Raw genomic sequence first — 24,713 nt, forward strand, 5'->3', positions numbered from 1 at the left:
CTTAATATTTAAAAACAAACCTTAACTGAGTTGCAGTAAATCACTCATACCAAAAACACCTTGTTTTCCTATTAACCAATGAGCCGCCATAATAGCTCCAGAAGCAAAACCTTCTCTACCTTTGGCAGTGTGTTTAATTTCTAGTTCATCAATAGATGAATGATATTGAATAACATGTGTTCCTGGAGTATCTCCAATACGTTTGGAGGTAATGGGAATGCAATTGTCTGGAGTGTTTAGATTATCTTCTTGCAATTGATATTCTTGTAAAGTATCTATTTTTTCTAAAATTCCCTCTGCTAAAGTAACTGCTGTTCCACTAGGTGCATCTAGCTTTTGAGTGTGATGAATTTCTTCCATCCTTACTTGGTAAGCGGGGTGCTTGCTCATGATAGCAGCTAAGTGCTTGTTGAGCTCAAAGAAAATATTAACTCCTACACTAAAATTAGAAGCATAGAAAAAGGCACCATTGTTATTTGAGCACCAGTCTTTGACCATTTCAAATTTGTCTAACCATGCGGTAGTACCTGATACAACGGGCAAACCTGCTTTAAGACAAGTCATGATATTTTTGTAGGCAACATCTGGTTGTGAGAATTCAATGGCAACATCTGCTTGCTGTAAGTTTTCAGTTGTAAATGCATCTAAATTGTCGGCATTAATTTTTAGGACAACCTCGTGTCCTTGCTTGGTTGCTAAATGCTCAATGGTACGCCCCATTTTGCCATAGCCAATCATTGCTATTTTCATACTTTTTATAAAAAGTTTTGTGGCACAAATATTAAATTAAGAATAGTGTACCCAATCTATTAGGTACACTATTCTTATTGAAAAAAACTTTAAATTTTGTTGAGAAACTTCTGTCTCTTGGCTAAAAGTTTTTTATTTAAGCCTCGTCTAAAAAAGGGTAGCGGTAATCTGTTGGTGGTACAAAGGTTTCTTTGATCGTACGAGGAGAGACCCAACGCAACAGATTTAAAACAGAACCTGCTTTATCATTGGTACCAGATGCACGACCACCACCAAATGGTTGTTGACCAACAACCGCACCTGTTGGCTTGTCGTTGATGTAGAAATTACCAGCTGTATGACGCAAGCGATGAGCTGCTTTTTCAATAACTTGGCGATCTACGGCAAATAACGCTCCTGTCAAGGCATAAGGAGAAGAAGCGTCTAAAATATCCATTGTTTCTTCAAATTTATCATCTTCGTAGACATAAATTGTCAAAACAGGTCCAAATAATTCTTCACACATAGTTGTGTACTTAGGATCTTCTACTTTTAAAACCGTTGGATCAATGAAGTAACCTTCAGATTTGTCATAAGTACCACCAGCAACTACTTCTACATTATCATCTGCGTTTGCACGATCAATATAGGCCGCTAATTTATCAAATGAGGTTTCGCTAATAACAGCATTTACAAAGTTAGAAAAGTCTTCTACTGTTCCTACCTTCATGGAAGCCAAATCTTTTACCAAACTCTCTTTTATACTTGGCCACAAGCTTTGTGGAATATAAGCACGAGATGCAGCTGAGCATTTTTGCCCTTGGTACTCAAACGCTCCACGAGATAGTGCTGTTGCTACTTCGTTGGCATTTGCTGTTGGATGAGCAATGACATAATCCTTTCCACCTGTTTCTCCAACAATACGTGGATAAGACTTGTATTTAGAGATATTATTACCAATTGTTCTCCATAAATTTTGGAAAACACCTGTTGAACCTGTAAAATGAAGACCAGCAAATTCTCTATGATTGAAAATAACGTCTCCTGTTGCAGGACCATCTGCCAAAACTAAGTTGATGACACCATCAGGAAGTCCCGCATCTTTGAACAAGTCCATAATAACTTTTGCTGAATAGATTTGAGTCTCAGCAGGTTTCCAAACGACAACATTTCCCATCATAGCAGGAGCTGCACATAAGTTAGCACAAATAGAAGTGAAGTTAAATGGAGTAATTGCAAAAACAAAACCTTCTAAAGGACGGTGTTCTAAGCGATTCCACATACCTGGGTTCGAATCTGGTTGTTCACTGTACAACTCTGTCATGTATTGTACATTGTAACGGAAAAAGTCAATCAACTCACAGGCAGCATCAATTTCTGCTTGGAAAGCATTTTTAGATTGTGCTAGCATAGTAGCAGCATTTATCTTAGCACGGTATGGACCAGCTAATAATTCAGCAGCTTTTAAGAAAATAGCAGCACGATGCTCCCAAGAGGTATTTTCCCAAGCTTCTTTTGCTGCCAATGCAGCATCAATAGCGTCTTTTACATGAGAGGCGTTACCTTTGCTATAATGTCCTAAAACATGTTTTCTTTCATGAGGAGGATGCATCGATACTTTATTATCAGTATGCACTTCCTTTCCATTTATAATCATAGGCACATCAATTTGAGTTGCCTTATAGACAGCCAATTGTGCTTTTAATTCTGCTCTTTCTTTGCTACCAGGAGCATAGCTTTTTACGGGTTCGTTAATCGGTGTAGGCACCTTAAAGAATGCATTAGCCATAGTGTGTTATTGTTTTTTTTTATTCTAAAATAATACATAACAAATTCTAAGAAGCTCAAAGGTAAGAAATGGAGTGCGAATTCAAAAATTATAACTTAGTTTGAATCTGTTGTAGTTTGTGAGGGGAGAAGATTTTGTCGTATGTTATAGACAAAAATATTTATATCGGTGGTTTGATTTTGTAGCAAACAGTATAAAAGTTTTGAGTATAGAATTGCCATATAAATTTTGTATTATTGTAGTTGTATAAAACAATATTTCTAAAAAGGCTCTGTTTGGTTCTTTTTTGAGCAAATGATTACTAACAATAGTTCGTTGAAACCACGCAGTAGCAGCGAAGCTAAACTTTATTAGTTTGATAATCAACAGGTTGTAGATTTGTTGCATTTTGTGTTAAAATTTTGATTATCAAATTGATATAAATGTGCTTTTTTGTCTTTTTAGTAAAAAAGTAAAAAACTAAGCTTGCGCCCTCATGAGCGTAGCGAACTAATCAACGAACTACTATACTAAATAAAACCATATATTTTATGCGCAACTTTACAAAAATAATTACAATTCTTTTATTGAGCAGCTTCTATTGTTTGGGCGTAAAGGCGCAAATAGCAGATTTTAAAGCTGATCTTACCTACACTTGTGTAGGAACTGTACAATTTGAAGATTTATCAACGAATGCACCTACAAGTTGGTTGTGGCAATTTGGAGATGGCGGTTTGTCTACGCAGCAAAACCCAACCTATACTTATGCCAATAGTGGCGTTTATACTGTTACCTTACAGACAACCAATAGTCAGGGGGCTGATACAATTGTCAAAACAGGATATATAAGGGTAGAAAAAGCAAAGGTCACCTCTGTTACCAATGCCGAAACTTGTGTTAATACATCGACTACTCTTTCTGCAACGAATGGTACGGGAGTATTAAGATGGTATGATGGTGCCAATACATTGGTGCATACAGGCAATACATTTACAACACCTACTTTGACGACAAATACTACGTATTTTGTAGAAGATGTAACAACTACCGATGTGACCGAATATGCGGGACCAATAGATGGGAGTTCTGTGGGAAATGGAGGTTATCATGGAGGAAATTTTACTGGAGGGGTCAACTTTACAGCTTATCAAGCGTTTGACATTGTTTCTGTATGGGTCGATGCCGATGGGGCAGGACCTAGAACTATTTATTTATACAATGGACATGTTCTTAATGGTAATAATGTTAATAATACAGTTATTAGTCAAGTGACGGTTTATATTCCCGATGGTCAATCTAGAGTCCAAGTCAATTTACAAGTTCCAGGAGCTGGAGATTATTCATTGGCAGGAAATGATATGGATTTGTTTAGAAACAACAATGGCTCTGCGGTTTACCCTTATAGCTTGGCAGGAGTAGTAGATATGGTTAGTGCAACGACTACAAGCGTTGGGTTCTATTATTATTTTTATAATTGGGAATTGAATTTATCAACAGAATGTGTTAGTGCAAGAGAAACAGTAGAGGCAAAAGTAGTTGATGCGAATTTTACAAGTGTTATCAATGGAGGAACAGCTAGCTTTTCAGATGCATCTATTGGAGCGACTAGTTGGCTGTGGGATTTTGGAGATGGGACAACATCTACACAGCAAAATCCTACTCATACGTATACAACCAATAATGGTCCGCACATGATTCGCCTAACAGTCAATGGCATTTGCTCCTTTTCTGATTCTGTAACGGTTTCTGTTGGAATAGAGCGATTGGGGAACGATATGACGTTAAGTATTGCTCCTAATCCTGCAAAGGGGTATACCAATTTATCCTTTAGTCAACAACTACCTGAAGACCTAACGATGGAATTTATTGGCATGGACGGAAGACTTATTAAAAAAGAAATTCTTTTGGAAGGAACCACAGATTATACCTTGGATGTAAGCAATCTGAGTTCTGCTTTATACTTGATGCGTTTATCAACAAAGGAAATGACCGAAATTCGGAAGATTATAATTAAATAATCCAAATATTTTAGTACCATAGTTCAAGGAACTATTGTTAGTAGATATTACTACTTGATACAACGGTCAACAATGACTTTATAGAGCCTTCTTACTCAAGAAGGCTTTTTTTATGGGGAATTAAAACATAGAACCGTTAATTTTACAAAAATCTGAATGGTTTTCCTACTATAATTTTGTATTATTATGAATGTTTAAAATTTTATTTTCAACAAGAAGCTATAGATTGTAGAAAAATCTATACTTTATACTCAAAAAAACTGTATATGAACCGTATTTCTATCTTAACAATGGCATTGATAGGAATATTGATGGGGAACCTACACGCACAGGATTACACCATTAATTTTCTCAAAGGTGCCAAACACTTTGAGTCCAATATATCGGACTTCAAGTCTATTCGCCAACTGAATCAGAACGAAATTTTTTCAAACCGCTTTTATCGTTTTGTTCAATTTAATGCAATTCCTACACCTTCTTTACAAAAGCAATTGGCTGCTGCCGATATAAGATTATTGGAGTACATACCCAATAAGGTATATGTAGCCTCTATTCCCATCGGAATAGATATAAATCAGTTGCAAAAACTGAATATTAGAAGTATCGTACCAATCGAAAAAACGTATAAAATAGGACAGCGCTTAGAGGATGAAGATTATCCTGATTGGGCAATGGAAGGAAATTATATTACGGTCACAATACAATACTATCAAGACATTAAGCCTTCTACGGCTAAAGAGGAGATGAAAAAACTAGGCTTGAGTATCAATCAATCAATGGATCATGCCCAAATGGTTGTTGCTCAATTATTGCCTACTCAGATCAGCAAAGTAGTGGATGCTTCTTTTATTCGTTATGTGGATATTATGTCAGAACCAGGAAAACCAGAGTCTGATGATGGTCGCCATTTGCATCGTGCGAATGCAATTGATGGCGATTTTTCAGGAGCTAGAAACTACGATGGGACAGGAGTGACCTTTGCTGTTAATGATGATGGTTTTGTAGGACCTCATATTGATTTTAAAGGACGTACCAATCAACAGGATGTAGCTGGCGATTTTGCAGGAGACCATGGGGATATGGTAGCAGGAATTGCTGGTGGTGCTGGAAATTTAGATCCTCTTATGCGTGGGATGGCAACGGGGGCTTATATGCATATTCGTCAATATGTAGCTTCGATGGCAGGAACACTTCCTTTGCATCAAGATAGTGCCGTGTTGATTTTTTCCTCTTCTTATAGTAATGGTTGTAATGGAGGGTACACCAACACAACTGTTTTGGTAGATCAAGAAATTTATAACAACCCCACCTTAATGCAAACGTTTTCGGCAGGAAATAGCAACAATCAAGATTGTGGTTATGGTGCAGGAACGCAGTGGGGAAACATTACTGGTGGGCATAAAATCGGTAAGAATGTTATTGCGACAGCAAATTTAAATGCTTCAGACGGGATTGCAAACAGTAGTAGCCGTGGTCCTGCATCAGATGGGCGCATCAAACCAGATATTTCTGCACATGGTGTTTCACATATGTCTACCGACCCTAATAATGCCTATGCACCAGGAGGTGGAACGTCTGCTGCTGCTCCAGGAATTTGTGGTGTAATGGCACAGATGCATCATGCTTATCGTGATTTGAATGGAGGAAACATTGCACCATCGGCTTTGCTAAAAGCTGCCTTACTAAATACAGCGAATGATTTGGGCAACGATGGACCTGATTTTATTTTTGGTTGGGGAAAAGTGAATGGTCTCAAGGCTGTTCAACTGCTAGAAGACAATCGTTATTTTAATGCAACATTAACCCAAGGGGGGACGAATAGTCATTCGATTGCAATACCAGCAGGAGTACAACGTGCAAAAATTATGATTTACTGGGCAGACAGAGAAGCATCTACCGCTGCGGCAACGGCATTGGTGAATGATTTGGATGCGACTGTTACCGATCCTAGTGCAACGGTACATTTGCCTTGGTTGTTAGATCATACGCCTAACGCAACAACGTTGGGTTTACCAGCAACCAAAGGTGCAGACCATTTGAACAATGTAGAACAAATAGCAATTGATAACCCGGCAGCAGGTACCTATACATTGGATGTAGCAGGAACAACCATACCTATGGGAACACAGGAGTATTATGTTGTGTACGAATTTTTGATGGACGACATTACGGTAATTCATCCAATGGGAGGAGAAGGATTAATCCCTGGCGCTAACGATAGAATTCACTGGGATGCTTATGGGACATCAGGTACGTTTTTGATAGAATATACAACTGATAATGGAGCAACTTGGACAACTATTGCTGCTGCTGCACCTGGTACTAGCCGATTTCTAAATTGGACAATTCCTGCAACGATAACAGGAGAAGCAAGAGTACGCATATCAAGATCTGGCGTAACAGATGAAAGTGATGCGAACTTTACGATTATAGAGCGACCTCAAAACATACGTGTCAACCGAGTGTGTCCAAATGTAAATGAAATTCAATTGGCTTGGGATGCGGTGCCAGGAGCAACGGGATACGATGTATTTTTATTAGGACAAAAATTCATGGATTCAATAGGAACCACCACAGCATTGACCTATAATGTGGCTGTAACTGACATCAACGATCCTCAATGGTTCTCTGTTCGAGCTGTTGGGTCCAATGGAATAAGAGGCTTACGCCAAATTGCTGTTAATTATGCAGGTGCTTCTGGTGGCACTCCTGTTTGTTTCTTGTCTTGTTCTGGTGATAATGATGCTGGAGTAGCGAGTTTGGACGCCCCTAGTTCTATTTTGGAAACTTGTGGAGGGGTTTCAACGGCAACGGTTTCTATGACAGTAGAAAATATTGGCTTGTTTACAGAATCTAACTTTCCTGTTTATTATCAATTTGGAAACGATCCTATGGTAACAGAAACCTATACGGCTAATCTAGCAGCAGGAGGTTCGGCAAGTTTCTCCTTTACAACACCAATTAATATTCCAACAGCAGGAGTCTATGAGTTAAAAGTCTGGACAGGATTGAGTGCTGATAGTACGCATTGTAACGATACAATTACACAAATGATAACGGTGTTGGATCCTTTGGGCAGCTTCCCTTATGCAGAAGATTTTGATGGTGGAACGTTTCCTCCTCCTTCTTCTTATATTATAAATGGGGATAATGATAGAACATGGGAATTGGTCACGACGACAGGAGCAGCAGGAGGAAATACAGCTGCTATGTTTGTGAATAACTTTTCTTATAATGCTCCAGGACAGGAAGATATTTTCAGTTTTGTAACTTTAGACATGACCCAAGCTCCTGCGACAGCTAGTGCTATGCTTACCTTTGACGTGGCTTACCGTCGTTTTAGCGCAAATTTGTCCGATGATTTACGCATTGATTTGTCAACAGATTGTGGGCAAACTTTTTCTCAAGTATACTTTAAGGGAGGAGCAGCTTTAGCAACAGGACCTGATGCAGGACAAACATGGCAGCCTAATGCAGCAAGTGACTGGAGAAATGATACGGTGGATTTGTCGGCTTATTTAGGTAGTAATGTAGTATTGAGGTTTGTTAATATTAATGGGTATGGTAATAATTTGTATGTTGATAATATCAATGTAGATGTACTAGGCGCATTGCCACCTGTAGCCGATTTTTCTTCTAATTTGTTGTACACTTGTGATGGAACAATTGAATTTAAAGATGAATCAGGAAATCAACCTTCGCAGTGGTTGTGGACGTTTGGAGATGGCGGTGTTTCTACGCAAGCAAACCCAACGTATACTTATGCATCAAGTGGAACATACAATGTGTCTTTACAAGTAACCAATAGTTTGGGAGTGGATACCGAAGTTAAAAATGCTTATATCGTGGTAGAATATCCTGAAGTAACCTCTACTAATAATGGTGCTGGATGTCCTAATACGTCTATAGCTTTATCTGCAACGAATAATAATGGGACCTTGCATTGGTACGATGGAGCCAATAGTTTGGTACACGTAGGAGATACTTTCAACACTCCTACATTGGTAGCAACAACGAATTATCAAGTACAAAATATTATTCTTACACCTACTTTGAATGTAGGTCCTGCTAATGGAACTGCTGTAGGTGGTGGTGGATATCACGGTAGTGGTTTCTATGGGGTTATCAACTTTACAGCTTACAATAGTTTTGAATTGATTTCAGTATGGGTAGATGCTGATGGAGCAGGACCAAGAACCTTCACATTGTGGGATGGTTCTATTGCCAACGGCGGTGCAGCACCCACGAATACTGTTTTGGCGCAAACAACAGTTAATTTAGTAAATGGAGGGCAACGTATTTTATTAAATTTCCAAGTGCCAGGACCAGGGGATTATAGTATAGGAGGAAATAATATGGATTTGTATAGAAATAATACAGGAACAGCTTACCCATATACACTCCCTAATGTATTGACCATGACAAGTTCTGCTGCAAATAATCCAACAGATTTTTATTACTATCTATACGATTGGGAAGTACGTTTGGATTCTTGTGCAGGTGCTTTGTCAACCGTAACGGCAGAAATTGTAGAGGCTCAATTTACAGCAGTTACTAGCGGTGGAACAGCTGCGTTTACAGATGCATCAACAGGGGCAACTAGTTGGTTGTGGAATTTTGGAGATGGAAATACTTCTACACAGCAAAATCCAACCCATACATATACTAGTAATGGTCCTCATTATGTTACTCTAACAATTAATAATGGTGCTTGTTCCTTTGCAGATTCCGTTTCAGTTTCTGTTGGTATAGAAGAAATTAGTAATAATATGAACCTCGTCATTTTGCCCAATCCTGCTACTTCAGAAACAACACTTCGCTTTAGCGAAGTATTGCCAACAGAATTAATGGTAGAGGTGATTGCAGTTAATGGAAAGGTTTTATTGGAGACTCAAATTCCAGCAGGAGCGACTAATAAAACACTAGATGTAAGCCATTTGCCACCAGCAATGTATTTGATTCGATTGAGTACAGATGCTGTTGTTGACGTTCGAAAATTGATTATTAGCAAATAAAGATCTTATAAAAATGGATAGAATGACTGCTTTGAAGTACTTTCAGGGCAGTCATTTTTTTGTATAATAATTCAAGTTTTAACAATAAAAACTAGCATCTTCGTTAATTATCCATTATTTTATGACTTTTACCAGAGTTCCCCACGCAAACTTCGTGTATTAGCTTCTGATACCTTATTGACAAACTATGATAAGTTGTGTCTATATGTAAATCGAATTTATTGATGATTGCATTCAGACTAAACTACTTGCAAGGTGTCTGCTTAAGTTGTCTATGTTCTGATAGGCTTACCATGGAGTAAAATATAAACATAATTTCAACTCAATTTACGTTATGAAGTACGTTTTATTAATGGGTGTTTTTTTATTCCCAATCCTAACTTTTGCTCAACCTACTCGGTTAATGGTCCCCTTTGAATCTGCTAGTGGTGATGTCTACGAATACGCACTTACTGGAGGTTTGACCAATCCTCAGTTCTCAGAAATAGACTTAGATGGAGATGGAGATCAAGATTTAGTGTATTTTGATCGCGTTGGATTTGCAGTGGTTCCTTTTTTAAATGGAGGAACACCAAATACGGTGGACTATACATTTGCACCAGAATATGCCTATCGGTTTCCAAAAGTAGAAAACTGGATGTTGTTACGAGATTATAATTGTGATAATTTAGAAGATTTGTTTGCGTATAAATACGACAATACAACAGGTGTGGTCAGTATTACCGTTTATCGAGCGAGTCGAGATGCGCAAAATAAAGTACAATTTTCTTTGGTCAAAAATACAATTGAATACACTTTAAAAGGACAAAATCAAGGGTATAACTTATTTAATTCAACCGTTGACTTGCCTGCTGTAGATGATATTGATGGAGATGGAGATATGGATATTCTCAATTTTAATTCATCTGGAGGGTATATTGAAATGTTCAGAAACGAATCTCAAGAAAATGGTTGGGGATGTGACAGTTTGAATTATGTCTATTATGATAACTGCTGGGGGCGTATGTACGAAAGTGGAATAACAGAGACGATTGATTTGAGTCCTAGAATAGATAGTTGTGCAGGATACCCCAATTGGAATCCTGTTAGAAGTGGTCGTCATGCAGGATCAACTATTTTGACTTTGGATATGAATAATGATGGGGTCAAAGAAATTATTTTGGGCGATTTATCTTTTTCTAATCTAAACTTATTGACCAATGGAGGGAATAAAGATACAGCGCATTTAACAGCACAAGAAACCTTCTTTCCAATGAACTCTATTTCTGCTGATGTTGAAATTTTTCCAGCTGCTTTTTATGTAGATGTGAACAATGATGGCGCAAAGGATCTGATCGCAGCACCTAATATTTTAGGAAATTCTAAAAACTTAGAAAATTGGTATTACAAAAATACTGGAACGGCGAACTTTCCTGTGTTTACTTACGAAGAGAATCATTTTTTGGTGGACGAAATGATTGATTTAGGAACAGGGGCAGCACCTGTTTTTTGGGATTATAATGGAGATGGTTTGATGGACATTGTGGTCGGAAATTATAATAAATATGTTAGTGTAGCCAATCAAGGCTGCTATTTGAGTTTGTATGAAAATGTAGGCTCAATTACTCAACCAGCTTATCGATTGGTCGATGATGATTTGGCAAGTATGAAGCAGTTTAATTTGCGTCGTTTGGTACCGACTTTTGCCGATTTGGATGGCGATAATGATAAAGATATGCTATTGGGCGATCAAGATGGGCTATTGATTTATGTAGAAAACCAAGGAACAGTTTCTAGTCCCAGTTTTACAAGTTGGGTGCCCAATTATGCGAACATTGACGTGGGGCAAAATGCAACCCCTCAATTGGTCGATGTCAACAGAGATGGAAAAATTGATTTATTGGTAGGCGAACGAAATGGGAATACCAATTATTTTGAAAATACAGGTACACCAACGGCACCTGCTTTTTCTAGTACTGCTACGAGCGAAACATTTGGACTTATAGATGCCAAATTACCAGGAACAATTGAGGGGAATTCTGCGCCGCATTTGGTGGATATTAATGGAGAGTACCACTTGTTTATGGGAAATGAAGCAGGGGAGGTCTGGCAATATACCAATATTGACAACAACTTGCAAGGAGCTTTTACTAGAATAAACAGTGTGCTAGATACGATAGACGAAGGAGAAGAGTCTATTATTAGTGTTGCCAACATTAATAACGATGGACAATATGAGTTTTTGATTGGCAACAAGCGTGGTGGATTGGGGTTGTATACGGAATATATCTTATCTTCTATCGAGGCAATAGAAAAGAATACCAATTCGTTTACAATTGCCCCTAATCCTACTTCTGAACAAATAAATATTCAGTTTGATCAACTACTTAATGAAGAAGTTATGATTCGAGTAACCAATGCCTTAGGTCAAGTAGTGCTTGATCAAAAGGAGTGGTTGGAGCAAAATACGACTCTAAATCTTCGCTCTCTACCAACAGGAACATATATTTTAAGCATCGAAACAGAAAAAGAACGTTATATTAGCAAATTGGTCAAACAATAAGCTTTTTCCTTCTTGCAAAAAAGAAATAGAGGAACGTGCAATCGTTCGTTGTAACCACACAGTACACCGAAGATCATCAAAGAGCTACTAAATGGGATAAAATAATTAAAAACAGGAATCCAAGAATTGGCATTGTGGAGTGTTTTATTGTTTGAATGCAGGAAGCGAAAGTAGCTTGACCTTCGTTATAAGGGAAACCTATTAATTGTTATACAAATACTAAAATTAACTATGAAAACAGTATTACTTTTTATGGTCTTGTTTTGGGGGGCAAATGTTGTTGCACAATATACCCCAATGGACATTCCTCTTGTTAAAAATGGAACGAACATGCGCAATGCTTGGGCAGGAGGACTTAATTTACCCCAATTTTCACCAGTAGACCTCAATAATGATGGAATCAAAGATTTAGTTGCTTTTGACCGAGATGGTCGAGTAGGCACTGCATTTATCAATCACGGAACGCCAGGGATCGTAGACTACGAACATGCACCAGCTTATACGAAACGCTTGCCGAAAGACATACAGAATTTTATGCTTTTTAGAGATTATAACTGTGATGGCATTGAAGACATCTTTGGTATGTATTCTGTTTACGGGCAAGGATTAGGAGTGGCTATTTGGGAAGGAAGTTATGATGCCAACGATACCATTCAATATACTTTGGTTAAAGAGCAAGTACGTTATGATGTGCCAGGAAATAATCCATTTGATTATAAAATGTTTGTATACAATACAGACTTGCCTTCCATAGACGATGTTGATGGTGATGGCGATCTAGATATTTTAGCATTTACTTTAGATATATGCTTTCCAACGAATGTATTTTGGTATAGAAATATGTCTGTAGAAAATGGCCATAGTTGCGATTCGATTCAATTTTATTTAGAATCTGAATGTTGGGGATTGTTTCAAGAGTCAGGAGATAGTAGTAAAGTAAACTTTGGACCAAGTACAGATAGCTGTTATAATAATCCTTGGTTTAATCAACGATTGGATGTGCAACCTAATAGAACAGGAAGTGTTCATAGTGTGAGTAATGGTAGAAATGCACGACATGTAGGTGCCAATGTTACAACATTAGATTTTAATGGTGATAATGTTCGGGATATGGCTTTGGGTGGTGTAACCTTTAAGAATGTGAATATGGTTAATGGTACCGAAATTAATGACACCATTCTTATTACGACACAAGATTACCATTATCCTGTTTATGACAAACCTGTTGATATTTACACCTTTCCAGCGACATTTTTTATGGATGTGAACAACGATGGATTAACGGATATGTTAGCAACACCTTCTGAAATGGGAGTAGGAGAAGCCGTAATGGATAGCGTTGCTTGGTTTTATCAAAACACAGGAAGTAATGCTAATATGATTTTTGATTTTCAACAAAAAGACTTTTTAGTAGGTGAAATGTTGGATGTTGGACAATATGCTTTTCCTGTGTTGTTAGATTATAATGCCGATGGTTTGATGGATATGATAATAGGGGGCTATGGTCGTTGCCAAGATGGAGGTACTTACGACTATGGAATGACATTGCTAGAAAATACGGGGACACTGACAAGTCCAGCTTTTGAATATGTGACTAATGATTATGCTGGAACCAATGCTTTGCAAATGAATAGTTTATACCCAACGGTGGGTGACCTTGATGGAGATGGAGATATGGATATGATTTGTGGACGGCAAGATGGTAGATTGACTTTCTTTGAAAATACAGCAGGTCCTGGTAATCCAGTTGCTTGGAGTGCGCCTTCTAACTTCTTTTTTAATATTGATGTAGGCGACAAAAGTACCCCTCAATTGGTTGATTTGGATCGAGATCTAGATTTAGATTTGGTTATTGGACGTTATGGTGGCATGATTCACTATTATGAAAATACAGGCAATGCAACTAGCCCTAACTTCTCGTCTACTCCTACGTCAACTATGTTGGGAGGATATAGTGTACAAAACTTTAGCCGTACGCCAATGCCATTTGTTTATGATAACAATGGCTCTTACGAATTATTTATAGGACACCAAGTAGGGAATATCATTCAGTTAGGGAATATTGATGGGAATGTTCTAGGTACTTACGATACCTTATCCGAAAATTATAATAATTTCTACGAAGGTTGGAATACCAATATGTCTATAGCAGATCTAAATAATGATGGTAAGTTGGATTATATCTTTGGAACTGGACGAGGAGGTGTTGTAGTTTTGGAAGAAAAAGATACAATAACAACTGTTTTGCAACCTGAAACAACACAAAAAGTAGTGCACCTTTATCCAAATCCAGCACAAAATTCTTTAAATATTAGCTTTTTGACTCCCAATACAGAAACCTTACACTTAACGGTTTACAATGCCTTAGGTCAAGTCGTTTTACAACAGACGACAACAAGCAATGATCAACAGTATGAGTTGGATATTACTAGTTTAGCAGCAGGAGTTTTGTTCTTAGATATTCGAACAGATACTTATCAAGAAGTCGTTCGATTTGTTAAGAAATAAATGGATAAGGAGCGAATTACTAGATTGCTCTATCTATGGTAGTTGGTATCAACTATCTTTAAACTTAATGCCTCACGATCAAAGGAAGCTAATTCTCCTTTGGTCGTGAGTTTTATTCTTGTGGCTTTGTTTCTAAGCTATAAAAACTACTTTTTTGAAGGCATCTATTGTTCAATTCAGGATAGAAGCCACAATTCCTAGCTTGATTTTAACCAATCATTTACAGGATTTAATAGCGACTCTATAATAATAGTAGTTAGCTACGCTGCTACTACGTGGTCGTTGATTAGCTTCGCTGCTACTAAGTGAGATCGCAAGCTTAGTTACCAAAAAGACAAAAAAGCACATTTATATTATTTTACTTCGTGAGTGCGCAGCTGACTATTGTAATAATAGAAAGCCACTTGTTTATTCCCTTCCTCTACAAACTTCCTTCAGTTATGAGAATACTAATTTTATTTATAACCACTTTTTTAACTGTTCATGCATTTGCTCAATATGTTCCAATGGATATACCTCTTGTTAAGAATGGAATCAACATGCGGAATGCTTGGGCGGGAGGACTTAATTTGCCTCAATTTTCAGAAGTAGATTTAAACAATGATGGTATTAAAGACTTAGTTGTGTATGATCGTGAAGAATCTATAGCATCTACTTTTATTAATAATGGTACTGCTGGTCAAGTTGATTATACTTATGCACCTGCTTATATGAAACGTCTTCCTCAGCGTTTGGCGCGTAATTTTATGTTATTGAGAGATTATAACTGCGATGGGATTGAAGATGTTTTTATGTATAATGCAACCCTACAAGGATTAGGGCTAGCTGTTTGGGAGGGAAGTTACGATGCGAATGACACCATTCAGTATACGTTGGTAGTTGATAGATTGATGTATAGCAAAAAAAGTGGCAATCCATTTCCTTCACAGCTGTTTATTTATAATGGAGATTTGCCCGCTATTGATGATGTCGATGGAGATGGAGACATTGATATATTAGCTTTTACTTTGTCATCACGTTTCCCTTTTAATATTCATTGGTATAGAAATATGTCTATGGAAAATAGTGGTAATTGTGATTCCTTAGAATATGTATTGGAGTCAGAGTGTTGGGGCTTGTTTCAAGAATCAGGAGATAGTAATAAAGTAAGTGTTAGCCCTAGTGTTGATAGTTGTTATAACAATCCTTATTTTAATTTGATGCAACGAGTATCTACCCATATTACCCAAGACCTACAAAGTATGGCTTCTAACTCAAGAAGTGCGAGAGATGTTGGTGCAAGTTTGACGTTGATAGACTTTAATGGAGATGGAGTAAAAGATATGATTTTGGGTGGAAATGATTATACTACGGCTAATATGATTAGTGGAGTAGAAATTAACGATACAATTTTGATAACAACACAGCACAATTTTTATCCAACATACGATGCGTCAATAGATATTTATACATTTCCAGGTATGTATTTCTTAGATGTAAACAACGATGGGAAAAAAGATATGTTGGCAGCTCCTTCCAAGACTGCTCCTGGTGGCTCTATCAAGGATAGTGTGGCGTGGTATTATCAAAATACAGGCACCAATGCCAATATGATTTTTGACTTTCAACAAAAAGACTTTTTAGTGGGGGAGATGTTGGACGTTGGTGAGGATGCGTATCCTGTGTTGCTAGATTATAATGCAGATGGATTGATGGATCTATTAATTGGTGGCTTGGGACGTTGTCAATATGGAGGAAATTATGAGTATGGAATGACATTGCTAGAAAATACAGGAACATTAAGTAGTCCCTCTTTCGAATACATTACCAATAATTATGCAGGAACAGATTCGCTACAAAAAAATGGTTTGTATCCAACAATAGGCGATCTAGATGGGGATGGCGATATGGATATGATTTGCGGAATGCAAGATGGAACACTTAGTTATTTTGAAAATACCGCAGGTGTTGGGAATCCTATCGTTTTAAATGCGCCGGTACATTCGTTTTTTAATATTGATGTAGGTGGCGGAAGTACTCCCCAATTGGTAGATTTAGATCGAGATTTGGATTTAGATTTAGTCATTGGGCGCCGTGGAGGAACAATTCATTATTACGAGAATACAGGAACATCAACTAATCCTGTTTTTTCCTCTAGCCCAACAACCAATACTTTAGGTGGTTACAGCTTACAAGGCTACAGCGATGACCCGATGCCTTTTGTCTATGATAATAATGGTACTTATGAGCTGTTTATTGGGCATTGGATTGGTGGCAATATCATTCAGTTAGGAAATATAGAGGGTAATATATTGGGAACATATGATACGCTATCTCAAAATTACAAGGATTTTTATCAAGGGTGGAGTACGCATTTTTCGATGGCTGATTTGAACAATGATAATAAGCTAGATTATATAATGGGAACTAGCCGTGGTGGAGTGATTATACTAGAAGAAAAGGATACGATAACTACTGTTCTGCAACCTAAAATAATACAAAAAGTAGTACATCTTTATCCAAATCCAGCCAAAGAAACGGTGCATATTCGTTGGCTAGAAGACAATGCTCAATCGATAGAATTACGGGTTTACAATGCATTGGGACAACTAATTTTAGAGCGGGAAGTTGCTAGTGGAGACAATCAATACGTATTGGATGTTTCAAGCCTAGCCGCAGGTGTGTTGTTTTTAGAAGTTAGAGCAGGTGATTATCAAGAAACATTGCCTTTTGTTAAGGAATAGGAGTAAGGCAAGCAAGTAGTATTTTTAAAAATAAAGAAATGAAGCAAATTTTAGAGAAAATTTTTGAGCAAGCCAATGCTGCAAAAAGTTTAGAACCTACTGAACAAGTACCATCTTCTACATGGTTAGGCTTTTCACCCGCTACAGAAGCAGCAATTGTAGAAAAAGAAAATGAGCTTGGAGTAAGATTTCCAGAGGACTATAGGGCATTTCTAAAACTTTGTAACGGTTATGCTAGGGTTTCAGAATACGAGTCTCGTATGTTAAAAGTAAATGAGGTAAAACGATTAGAAGATGTTAGTGTCATAGGAATAGAAATCTGGAAATACAACAACCCAGAGATCGAAGAACCAAAGATAGAACGAGGAATTGTTATAGGAGGAGAAATTGAAGACGGGTATATCGTCAATAAAAATGGCTATGTTTTATTGATTCCTCCTTTAAATGAAGGCGAGGACTGGGAATATTGGGGACTTACTTACCGAATGGCATATGAAGATGTTTATGAGAACTTAACAGGTTATTTTGAAGATATTTTAGAGTTTATAACAAAACATCCGACCTAAGGAATTGAAACCTATTCTGTCTATACAATAAGAGAGACCACCTGATCAAAACTTATATCAGGTGGTCTCATTTTTTTATTTAGGACAAATTGCTTACTTAAAACAAAGTGTTTTGTTTGTCTTCTTCAGTAGCTTCCTTTTTAGAAGCTTTAGCCTTTGCTTTAGCATCATCATCTTCTTCCGAAGGTTCAATTTCTTTATGAATCGCTTTGACGCTAATAAGCTTGCTGTCACTTAATTTATTTCCTAAGGACTTCCATCCTTTTATATCAATGAAGTCCGTTAGTTTAAGTTCTCCTTCGATACTCTTAGAACGTCCCGCTCGAACTTTGTATTCTACAACAGGGTTGGGATGTAGAGAGCCAAAGAGCAATTTGGTGCTAACATATTCATTGGGTAGAAAGTTGAATTTTTGATTCAACGTATTGGTTTCAATATTAAAGCGCTTAACGTATGTAGATTTGCGTTCCCCATCGTAGTGTATAGAGGAAACGACCATATCCTTATGCCATTTTCTGAGTTCGATAATTGTTTTGGGATCAAATCGATTGGTCAATTCATAATTGGTTAATTCATAGGACCCGTCTTGATACAATGCAATAATTTTATCTTCTTCCTCAAACGCACCAACGTATTTCCCATAAGCAGAAGAATTGATACGCCCAGTTGTATCATCATACCAAATTTTGATAGCTCCTAGCGTTGAAGTTCCCTGTTGTGTAACTTTGATTTTTCGAATTGGATACTTAGTAATAATGTTTCCCCTAGAACTGCGACCTTTGACTGCTAATTCTGCAAAGTCATATTCAAATTCTTTCTTTTTGGCGCTACAGCTCTGAGTCAATTGCACACTGATAATCTCAGCTTCACCATTAGGATTGGCAGAAAAATGCAGCACTTTGGACTTTTCTATTTTAGAGGCAACAGGATATTGTTTGTCTCTAGTAATAGCGGAAACATTGAAGCGTTTGGCATAGTTGACCCCTTTGTTGAGATCCGCATAAACCATATTATAAACCATTCGTTTGTCTCCCTTTTTCCAAATGGCGACATGAAGAGGATGTTTACCAATAAACACCTTGTCAGCAATACGAACAACTTTGTAACTACCATCTTTGTAGAATACAATCACATCATCAATATCAGAACACTCTGAAATAAACTCATCTTTTTTGAGACCATAGCCCATAAAACCTTCGGCTCTATTGATATAGAGTTTGGCATTATTAACGACCACACTTGCCGCGTTAATGGTTCCAAAATTGGTGATTTCTGTTTTGCGTTCTCTACCTTTCCCATACTTTTGCAAAAGGTCTTTGTAATAAGCAATTGTATATTCAACAATATGAATTAAATGATGTTCAACTTCTTTTAATTCCTCTTCAATGGCTTTGAGTAGCTCATCAGCTTTGAATTTATTGTATTTAGAGATGCGCTTGATTTTAATTTCAGTCAATCGAATCAAGTCATCTTCAACCACCTCTCGCTTTAGGTTCTTTATAAATGGCTTTAGACCATTATCAATCGCCTCTAGTACTTCTTCCCAAGATTCACAATCCTCAATGTCTTGATAAATTTTATTCTCAATAAAGATTTTTTCCAAGCTTGATTGATGCCATTTATCTTCTAATTCCTTTTTGCGAATTTTCAATTCCCACTCTAACAAAAATTGAGTTTGATCGGTACAAATTTGTAACAATTCCTCAACAGTAGTAAATACAGGAGTGTCCTCATTAATAGTACACGCATTGGGCGAAATAGAAATTTCACAATCGGTAAAGGCATATAGCGCATCCATGGTCATTTCAGGAGAAGCTCCAGATGGCAATTCAACCGAGATTTCCACATCAGCCGCCGTATTATCAATGACCTTTTTAATCTTAATTTTATTCTTATTATTAGCTTTGATAATACTATCTATAACACCTGTCGTAGTCGTGCCATAAGGAATTTCTGTGATAGTCAAGTGCCTTTTATCAATGATATTAATTTTGGCACGAACACGAACTTTACCACCTCGTTTACCACCATTATAGTTAGAGAAGTCAGCTAGCCCTCCAGTATGGAAATCAGGGAAGATTTGAACTTTTTTGCCTTTTAGTAAACTAATAGAAGCTTTTATTAATTCGACAAAATTATGAGGCAGTATCTTGGTCGAAAGTCCGACAGCAATACCCTCTACACCTTGTGCTAGTAACAATGGAAACTTCATAGGAAGCATGATTGGCTCCTTCTTTCGACCATCGTAGGACAATTGAAAATTAGTTGTCTTAGGGTTAAATGCAATATCTAGTGCAAATTTTGATAAACGAGCCTCGATGTAACGAGAAGCCGCTGCACGGTCTCCTGTTCTGACATCTCCCCAGTTCCCTTGACAATCAATCATTAGGTCTTTTTGACCAATATGAACCAAAGCATCTCCAATCGCAGCATCACCATGTGGATGAAATTGCATTGTTTGCCCAATAATATTAGCAACTTTATGAAAACGACCATCATTCATTAAGAACATAGAATGCAAAATCCTTCTCTGAACAGGTTTTAGACCATCCTGTGCGGTAGGTATGGCACGTTCTAAAATAACATAGGAGGCATAATCTAGAAAGTAATCTTTATACATATCCTCAATAACATCTATTTGTGTCACTTTAGAGGCGTCTATTTCATTTTCTTCTAAATTATCGTCTAAGTTTTCGTTGTTTTCTTCCATTCTAGTTTATTAATTATAGAATATGATTTTTTGATATATTTAGTAGCTGATTAAATACATCAATTCATTTAAAGGGATTTTGAGAACACGAATATACAACTTTTTGTTTGTTTTTGCATAAAAAAGCAACAGAAAGTGTCACTTTTTTGTTTTATGTTTTCACTATTGTAAACAAATAAGAGATTTTAGGATGTGTGTTATATATAAGAGTCTGCTTGCTGCTTGGCTAACGAATGTTTTTACAATAGTTCGTTGAAACCATACAGTAGCAACGCAGTTAAACAACGAACTACTATTTTTAAAGAAAAGAAATAAAATAAATAGGTGTTTTTTTTATACCAATAGATGATGGTATTATTTTATGAATATTAGTAACTTATTGCAATAGATCATCGTATGATAATAGGATGTAATGATCAAGACCTCCCCTTATACTACAATATAATTATTGTTAATTTAATCTTATTATACAATGAACCGTCTCAAAAAATCAACCATTTTGTTCCTTATGTCAGCTTTTAGTATCGCAATGGTATCCTGTGCAGGGAATAAAGAAGTATCTGAAAAATCAAATAGCAAAGAAAAAGGTGTTTTTGTACGAGGAGTAGATAGCCGACAGGATGAAACCTATAGCGTTATCAAGGGAAGCGTAAAACGCCTACATTCTATTATGTGTGGTAAATTTGTACAATACAACACAGCTTTAGATCCCGAAGGAAAAAAATATTCTACATGGCTAATTAATGAAGGGCAAGATAGTGTAGTTGTTTACCATTTGCCTGTTGGTAATCCTAACAAAGAAGGTTATTGGATGTACAACTGTCAAGTGATGACTAGTTTGCCGAATAAGCCTCTGCATGCGACTTTTTCTAAACTGGTAGAAATTAATAGAGATACTATTCAGGCGGTTTATTATGATCTACCTGAAGATTTTGAGGCATCCTTGGAAGATATGTTGTCAAGTCCTAAAAAAGCATTTGAATCAGTTAATTTACTAGAGTTGAAAGAATCGGAAGGGGCAGAAGTCGTTTACGTAAGAGAGTCGCCTATCCATTATAAGGGGGAAACCAGGTGGTTTGCTGATGAGCGAGAGACCAATGAAGGTGGTTTTGTAGCGACTTATTTCTTAGTTCGCCCACAAATGATGGTTTTTGGAAGTAATGTGTACAACAAAGACAAGGAATATCTTGGACAAACGCAAGGAGAACGTTTAAAGAAAGACGCAATGATTAATCCAAGTTATTTGCGATAACTATCAAGTCCCTAGTTTGCTAAGTTGACTTCTCTTGTCATCAAACGGTTAACAATAATGTATTTTATTCGGATAAAAAAAACACGCTTTTCAAGGAAGTATTACTATAAATAATGTAATTTGTGCCCTCTTAAAATTTACTGTTTAGATTGATAACATAAAACAATGGTGCCTGGTCAGAAATATGATTTTAAAGAAGGAGCAACTCTTTTAGTAGACAAGCCTTTAGAGTGGACTTCTTTTGATGTGGTTAATAAAATTCGTTACGCATTAAAAAAAGCATTGGGTGTACGCAAGATTAAAGTAGGACATGCTGGGACTTTAGACCCGTTGGCTACCGGTTTGTTGATTATTTGTACAGGTAAGTTTACGAAGAAAATTGAAACCTACCAAAGCCAATATAAGGTATATGATGGAAGTATTCGTTTGGGGGCTACAACCCCTTCTTACGATGCAGAAACAGCTGTTAATGAGATTTTTCCATTAGACAACATTACCCCTGAAATGATTGCGAGTAATGTGCCACATTTCGTGGGAGAAATAGAGCAAATTCCGCCAATGTTTTCTGCAATCAAAGTAGATGGTCAACCTTTGTATAAAAAAGCACGAAAAGGACAGGAGGTAAAGGTGAAATCGAGAAAAGTGACCATTCACGATTTTAAAATAACGAATATTCGTTTTCCTGACTTGGATTTTGAGGTGAAGTGCAGCAAAGGGACTTATATCCGTTCTCTAGCGCATGATTTTGGACAAAAATTGGACAATGGTGCTTATTTAACAAAATTAAGACGCACACAAATAGGAGAGCACACTTTGAAAGATGCTTGGCAATTGGATGATTTAATTACACACATTCAAGAAAATTATCATCCAGAAGTGACAGAATAAATTTTCACTTTTAGCGATATGTTTGCCATATTTCTGCTACTCTATCTGGATAATCCGAAATCAAACCATTGACCCCCATTTGGATTAATCGGTCAATATCTGCTTTTTCATTAACAGTCCAAGGAATAACTTGGATGTTATTGGCATTGGCGTAATCCATCATAGCGGCATCAATTTGCTTAAAATAAGGACCATAAACAGGTGGTTGGAAACCTAAGTCGGTCATGTTTTCTTCTATACTTTTATCGTTATCAACCAAAAATGATAACCGTAGGTTTGGAGCTAAGTGGCGTGCTATCTGCATACATTCGATATCAAAAGATTGAAATTGACTGCGATGCAGCACATTTTTTTCTTTTAAAATATCAATGATTAAGGTAGTAAATTCGAGACCATTTGGATGAAATAGACCATCGTCTTTAGGATGGCGTTTGACTTCGATATTGTAAGCGATTGGTAATAGACCATTTAGTGTCGTATATGCTTCCATGGCATCAATCATATCTCGCAACGAAGGTTTGTAGGTGCGCATTGGCTTTTGAGAGGGGAAACGAGGGTGTCCAATACTTCCACAATCAATTTGCTTTATTTGGGCATAGGTCATTTGGTACAAATTGTACTCTTTTTCATTGGAGGGATTTAGCGCTTTACCATCAGGAGCCAAGCAAATTTCATGATTTAACCAAGGTTCATGGGAAACTAAAACTTCCTTGTCTTTAGTAACTACAACATCCATTTCTAAGAAATGACAGCCCATGTCAATTGCTTTGTAAAAAGCAGGAATTGTATTTTCGGGTAAATATCCTCTACAACCTCTATGTCCGTGTATTGTAAACATTGCAACTAAGATTAATGATAAAAAAGAAGGGGTACTTTTGTTCTTTAAGTGCTTTGGCATATTGGGCATACTACTGATGCCCAATATATAATGTTTTTGTTGGGTAGAGCTACAAACAACGCCCCAACAGGACGGCTAATTTGTACAAAATGCGTGCCCCAACATTACCATCCCACTCACTAGCACTGCCCACTTCACACAAATCAAAGCCAATAATGCGTCGACCACTATTGATAATTTGATGCAACAAATGGACAGCTTCCATATATTCTAACCCCTCAGGAACGGGAGTGCCTGTATGAGGGCACAGTTTGGGATCTAACCCATCAATGTCAAAACTAATATATACTTTGGGCGGTAAGGAGTCAATGATTTGTTGGCAAATTTCGTGGTAAGTTTGAAATTGTGCATAAAGTTGCTCTCGAATATAATTAACTCCATATAGCGTGATTCTATCGTTATGGGCATGAGCATAGTCAAATTCTGCCTGACAAGCATCTCGTACCCCAACTTGTGTCAGTTGTGTGATTTGTGGAATTTGTTCCAAAGCATTATAAAAAATAGAGGCATGAGAATAGGTAAATCCCTCGTAAGCAGCACGTAGGTCACAATGGGCATCAATTTGCAAAATACCAAATTCTCCTTCCTGTTCTGCTAATGCTTTTAGGTAGCCTAAAGGAACACTATGTTCGCCCCCAACTAAGCCTACTTTTTTCCCTTTTTTTAAAAATGCTTTGCTTTGCTCGTAGACCCAATTGTTGAGTTGCTCTGAATTTTGATTGACTTGTTGTACTAAGTTGGGATCCGAAGCTTTTGCTTGCTCTAGATTGTCAATATGTTGCGTTGCCAATTGGCGAGTTGAGTCGCTCAATGCTTGTATGCTCGCATCTACTGGCATCATATAAATGGGCGTCTCCCATGCATTGCCAAACTTCCAATCTACTAAGTCCAATTGATAAGAAGCCTCTAGAATATTGCTAGGTCCTAGAGCTGTTCCCGCAGCATAAGAAACCGTAGCTTCCCAAGGCACTGGAAGAAGTATAATTTTAGCGTTTTCTTGATCGTAAGGCAATCCAATAAAATTACCGTTTTTAATGGCATAGCCACTAGGATCAAAGTCTTTTTGCATGAATATGAAATTTAATAATTGACGAAA

13 protein-coding genes are annotated in these 24,713 nt (G+C 37.2%); 8 read left to right on the forward strand and 5 right to left on the reverse strand.

The annotated features are described in order from the left end of the window. Nucleotides 1–21: 21 nt before the first annotated feature. Together dapB and pruA are read right to left on the reverse strand one after the other, a co-directional pair. Complete coding sequence (gene dapB / locus QP953_RS10385) at nt 22–750, reverse strand: 4-hydroxy-tetrahydrodipicolinate reductase (protein WP_309554930.1); 729 nt, start codon at nt 748–750, stop codon at nt 22–24. A gap of 136 nt (nt 751–886) precedes the next feature. Then, on the reverse strand, nt 887–2,518 hold the full coding sequence (gene pruA / locus QP953_RS10390; protein ID WP_309554931.1) for an L-glutamate gamma-semialdehyde dehydrogenase: 1,632 nt from the start codon (nt 2,516–2,518) through the stop codon (nt 887–889). A gap of 530 nt (nt 2,519–3,048) precedes the next feature. On the opposite strand from pruA, the gene QP953_RS10395 reads away from it, so the two are divergent. From QP953_RS10395 to QP953_RS10420, 6 genes are all read left to right on the forward strand, one after another. Beyond that, nucleotides 3,049–4,515: a PKD domain-containing protein gene (locus tag QP953_RS10395; protein WP_309554932.1), complete on the forward strand. Its 1,467-nt coding sequence runs from the start codon at nt 3,049–3,051 to the stop codon at nt 4,513–4,515. 266 nt (nt 4,516–4,781) lie between these two features. Next, nucleotides 4,782–9,530, forward strand: coding sequence for a S8 family serine peptidase (locus QP953_RS10400; protein WP_309554933.1), 4,749 nt, complete (start codon nt 4,782–4,784; stop codon nt 9,528–9,530). A gap of 334 nt (nt 9,531–9,864) precedes the next feature. Further along, nucleotides 9,865–12,072 carry a T9SS type A sorting domain-containing protein gene (locus QP953_RS10405; protein WP_081909611.1) on the forward strand — a complete coding sequence of 736 codons (2,208 nt, stop codon included), beginning with the start codon at nt 9,865–9,867 and terminating at the stop codon, nt 12,070–12,072. 231 nt (nt 12,073–12,303) lie between these two features. Then, entirely contained in the window at nt 12,304–14,580 is a 2,277-nt protein-coding gene (locus QP953_RS10410) for a T9SS type A sorting domain-containing protein (RefSeq protein ID WP_309554934.1), read from the forward strand. 440 nt (nt 14,581–15,020) lie between these two features. Beyond that, nucleotides 15,021–17,303, forward strand: coding sequence for a T9SS type A sorting domain-containing protein (locus tag QP953_RS10415; protein ID WP_309554936.1), 2,283 nt, complete (start codon nt 15,021–15,023; stop codon nt 17,301–17,303). Nucleotides 17,304–17,341: 38 nt separating this feature from the next. Beyond that, complete coding sequence (locus tag QP953_RS10420; RefSeq protein ID WP_309554937.1) at nt 17,342–17,869, forward strand: SMI1/KNR4 family protein; 528 nt, start codon at nt 17,342–17,344, stop codon at nt 17,867–17,869. Between the two features lie 97 nt (nt 17,870–17,966). On the opposite strand, the gene QP953_RS10425 is transcribed toward QP953_RS10420, so the two are convergent. Further along, nucleotides 17,967–20,579, reverse strand: coding sequence for a DNA gyrase/topoisomerase IV subunit A (locus QP953_RS10425; RefSeq protein ID WP_309554938.1), 2,613 nt, complete (start codon nt 20,577–20,579; stop codon nt 17,967–17,969). 472 nt (nt 20,580–21,051) lie between these two features. Here QP953_RS10425 and QP953_RS10430 point away from each other — a divergent pair, with 472 nt between their 5' ends. Next, nucleotides 21,052–21,831 (forward strand): hypothetical protein, encoded by a 780-nt coding sequence (locus QP953_RS10430; RefSeq protein ID WP_309554939.1) that lies wholly within the window; start codon nt 21,052–21,054, stop codon nt 21,829–21,831. 165 nt (nt 21,832–21,996) lie between these two features. Beyond that, nucleotides 21,997–22,719: a tRNA pseudouridine(55) synthase TruB gene (truB, locus tag QP953_RS10435; RefSeq protein WP_309554940.1), complete on the forward strand. Its 723-nt coding sequence runs from the start codon at nt 21,997–21,999 to the stop codon at nt 22,717–22,719. A 10-nt stretch (nt 22,720–22,729) separates the two neighbouring features. Here truB and QP953_RS10440 read toward each other — a convergent pair whose 3' ends face one another. Then, nucleotides 22,730–23,557 carry a glycerophosphodiester phosphodiesterase family protein gene (locus QP953_RS10440; protein ID WP_309554941.1) on the reverse strand — a complete coding sequence of 276 codons (828 nt, stop codon included), beginning with the start codon at nt 23,555–23,557 and terminating at the stop codon, nt 22,730–22,732. Between the two features lie 109 nt (nt 23,558–23,666). Continuing rightward, nucleotides 23,667–24,686, reverse strand: a complete 1,020-nt coding sequence (locus QP953_RS10445) for an agmatinase family protein (RefSeq protein ID WP_309554942.1) — start codon at nt 24,684–24,686, stop codon at nt 23,667–23,669. Nucleotides 24,687–24,713: the final 27 nt, after the last annotated feature.

It is taken from the genome of Aureispira sp. CCB-E, from assembly GCF_031326345.1.
GTDB lineage: Bacteria > Bacteroidota > Bacteroidia > Chitinophagales > Saprospiraceae > Aureispira.

Coding starts and splice junctions, on each gene's coding strand:
- dapB (WP_309554930.1), bottom strand. CDS start 750: ATGAAAATAGCAATGATTGGCTATGGCAAAATGGGGCGTACCATTGAG.
- pruA (WP_309554931.1), bottom strand. CDS start 2,518: ATGGCTAATGCATTCTTTAAGGTGCCTACACCGATTAACGAACCCGTA.
- QP953_RS10395 (WP_309554932.1), top strand. CDS start 3,049: ATGCGCAACTTTACAAAAATAATTACAATTCTTTTATTGAGCAGCTTC.
- QP953_RS10400 (WP_309554933.1), top strand. CDS start 4,782: ATGAACCGTATTTCTATCTTAACAATGGCATTGATAGGAATATTGATG.
- QP953_RS10405 (WP_081909611.1), top strand. CDS start 9,865: ATGAAGTACGTTTTATTAATGGGTGTTTTTTTATTCCCAATCCTAACT.
- QP953_RS10410 (WP_309554934.1), top strand. CDS start 12,304: ATGAAAACAGTATTACTTTTTATGGTCTTGTTTTGGGGGGCAAATGTT.
- QP953_RS10415 (WP_309554936.1), top strand. CDS start 15,021: ATGAGAATACTAATTTTATTTATAACCACTTTTTTAACTGTTCATGCA.
- QP953_RS10420 (WP_309554937.1), top strand. CDS start 17,342: ATGAAGCAAATTTTAGAGAAAATTTTTGAGCAAGCCAATGCTGCAAAA.
- QP953_RS10425 (WP_309554938.1), bottom strand. CDS start 20,579: ATGGAAGAAAACAACGAAAACTTAGACGATAATTTAGAAGAAAATGAA.
- QP953_RS10430 (WP_309554939.1), top strand. CDS start 21,052: ATGAACCGTCTCAAAAAATCAACCATTTTGTTCCTTATGTCAGCTTTT.
- truB (WP_309554940.1), top strand. CDS start 21,997: ATGGTGCCTGGTCAGAAATATGATTTTAAAGAAGGAGCAACTCTTTTA.
- QP953_RS10440 (WP_309554941.1), bottom strand. CDS start 23,557: ATGTTTACAATACACGGACATAGAGGTTGTAGAGGATATTTACCCGAA.
- QP953_RS10445 (WP_309554942.1), bottom strand. CDS start 24,686: ATGCAAAAAGACTTTGATCCTAGTGGCTATGCCATTAAAAACGGTAAT.